We start from the raw sequence: 2,529 nt of genomic DNA, 5'->3' as shown, positions 1-2,529 counted from the left end.
GGCGAGTCTAACCCGAGCATCGGGGAAGGCACAGGGAAACCAACATGGCCGCAGCCGTTAGGCGAGGGCCGCCGTGTTCAAGCGCGGGGAGTCGAACGGATACGACCCGAAACCAGATGATCTATGCGTGGGCAAGGCGAAGCGTGGCGAAAGCCACGTGGAGGCCTGCTAGAGTTGGTGTCCTACAATACCCTCTCGTGACCTACGTATAGGGGTGAAAGGCCCATCGAATCTGGCAACAGCTGGTTCCAACCGACACATGTCGAAGCATGACCTCTGTCGAGGTAGTCCGTGAGGTAGAGCGACCGATTGGGGGCGCCGACTCCGAGAGGAGTCGGCCCCCCTGTCAAACTCCAAACTTACGGACGCCGCCGACGCAGGGAATCCGGTGTGCGGGGTAAGCCTGTGCACCGTGAGGGAGACAACCCAGAGCTGGGTTAAGGTCCCCAAGTGCGGACTAAGTGCGATCGAAGGTGGTTCCGAGCCCTAGACAGCCGGGAGGTGAGCTTAGAAGCAGCTACCCTCTAAGAAAAGCGTAACAGCTTACCGGCCGAGGTTCGGAGCGCCCAAAATGATCGGGGCTCAAGTCCGCCACCGAGACCTGGCCGCACCCATAACAGGGTGATCGAGTAGGTTGGCACACCATTCGGATGGAAGTACGGGTGAGAATTCGTATGGACCGACTGGTGACGAAAATCTTGGTCATAGTAGCAGCGTTAGTCGGGTTAGAACCCCGACGGCCTCAAGAGCAAGGGTTCCTCGGCAATGCTGAACAGCCGAGGGTTAGTCGATCCTAAGTCTCGTCGCAATTCGAGCGAGACAAACGGGAAACTGGTTAATATTCCAGTACCACTCTACAGTGAAACCGACGCCTCGGGGTAGGTTGAGCCGGGCTTTCGCCCGGTCGAACCGTCAAAGTCCGTGGAAGCCGTAATGGCAGGAAGCGGACGAACGGCGGAATAGCGCAAGTCAGCCCAACCTGGGGCCCGTGAAAAGGGAGTAGAGTGTTCGTACCCAGATCCGACACAGGTGCTCTGGCGGCGTAAGCCAAGGTCTGTCGGGAGCAACCGACGTTAGGGAATTCGGCAAGTTAGTCCCGTAAGTTCGCGATAAGGGATGCCTGCCCCGGAGAGGGGCAGGTCGCAGTGACTCGGACGCTCCGACTGTCTAGTAACAACATAGGTGACCGCAAATCCGCAAGGACTCGTACGGTCACTGAATCCTGCCCAGTGCGGGTATCTGAACACTCGGTACAACGAGGCGAAGGACCCGTTAACGGCGGGGGTAACTATGACCCTCTTAAGGTAGCGTAGTACCTTGCCGCTTCAGTAGCGGCTTGCATGAATGGATCAACGAGAGCGTCACTGTCCCAACGTTGGGCCCGGTGAACTGTACATTCCAGTGCGGAGTCTGGAGACCCCCAAGGGGAAGCGAAGACCCTATAGAGCTTTACTGCAGGCTGTCGCTGAGACACGGTCGCTAATGTGCAGCATAGGTAGGAGACACTACACAGGTACCCGCGCTAGCGGGCCACCGAGTCACCATTGAAATACTACCCGTTAGTGACTGTGACTCTCACTCCGGGAGGAGGACACCGGTAGCCGGGCAGTTTGACTGGGGCGGTACACGCTCGAAAAGATATCGAGCGTGCCCCAAGATTTCCTCATCCGGGTCGGGAACCCGGAACAGAGCGCAAGAGCAAAAGGAAGTCTGACAGTGTCCTGCACAACAAGGGACGCTGACGCGAAAGCGTGGTCTAGCGAACTCATGAGCCTGCTTGATGCGGGCCATGGACGACAGAAAAGCTACCTTAGGGATAACAGAGTCGTCACCGGCAAGAGCACATATCGACCCGGTGGCTTGCTACCTCGATGTCGGTTCCCTCCATCCTGCCCGTGCAGACGCGGGCAAGGGTGAGGTTGTTCGCCTATTAAAGGAGGTCGTGAGCTGGGTTTAGACCGTCGTGAGACAGGTCGGCTGCTATCTATTGGGGGTGCAACGGTATCTGACGGGAACGGTCGTATAGTACGAGAGGAACTACGACTGGTCACCACTGGTGTACCGGTCGTTCGAAAGAGCGCGTGCCGGGCAGCCACGTGACACGGGGTAAGAGCTGAACGCATCTAAGCTCGAAACCCACCTGGAAAAGAGATACCAACTGAGACCACTCGTACAAGACGAGGTCGATAGGCTCGGGATGTACGCGCCGAGGCAACGAGGCGTTCAGTCCGCGAGTACTAACTGGTCAATGCCACACACTCATGCACTGTATCCGCTTAAACGGATCCAGGCGCAAACTGGATTGCACACAATCATACGGTCGTTACTGTTGAACCAACCGACGTTGGACAGTGTTCGCGGTTCGATTCCGCGAGTCGGCGTTAAGGCGGCCAGAGCGGCGGGGCACCACCCGTACCCATCCCGAACACGGAAGTTAAGCCCGCCTGCGTTCCGGCCAGTACTGGAGTGCGCGAGCCTCTGGAAACACCGGTTCGCCGCCTACCCATTCATACCACACCCCACACAGCA

The 2,529-nt window shown here is 57.9% G+C and carries 2 rRNA genes; both read left to right on the top strand.

What is annotated here, in order from left to right:
* Nucleotides 1-2,261 (top strand): 23S ribosomal RNA (locus EKH81_RS19215); the annotation flags it as partial.
* A 121-nt stretch (nt 2,262-2,382) separates the two neighbouring features.
* Nucleotides 2,383-2,504 (top strand): 5S ribosomal RNA (rrf, locus tag EKH81_RS19210).
* Nucleotides 2,505-2,529 lie beyond the last annotated feature (25 nt).

The organism is Halorussus amylolyticus (assembly GCF_004143485.2).
Taxonomy (GTDB): Archaea; Halobacteriota; Halobacteria; order Halobacteriales; family Haladaptataceae; genus Halorussus; species Halorussus amylolyticus.
This window is presented reverse-complemented; position numbering and strand designations above follow the sequence as displayed.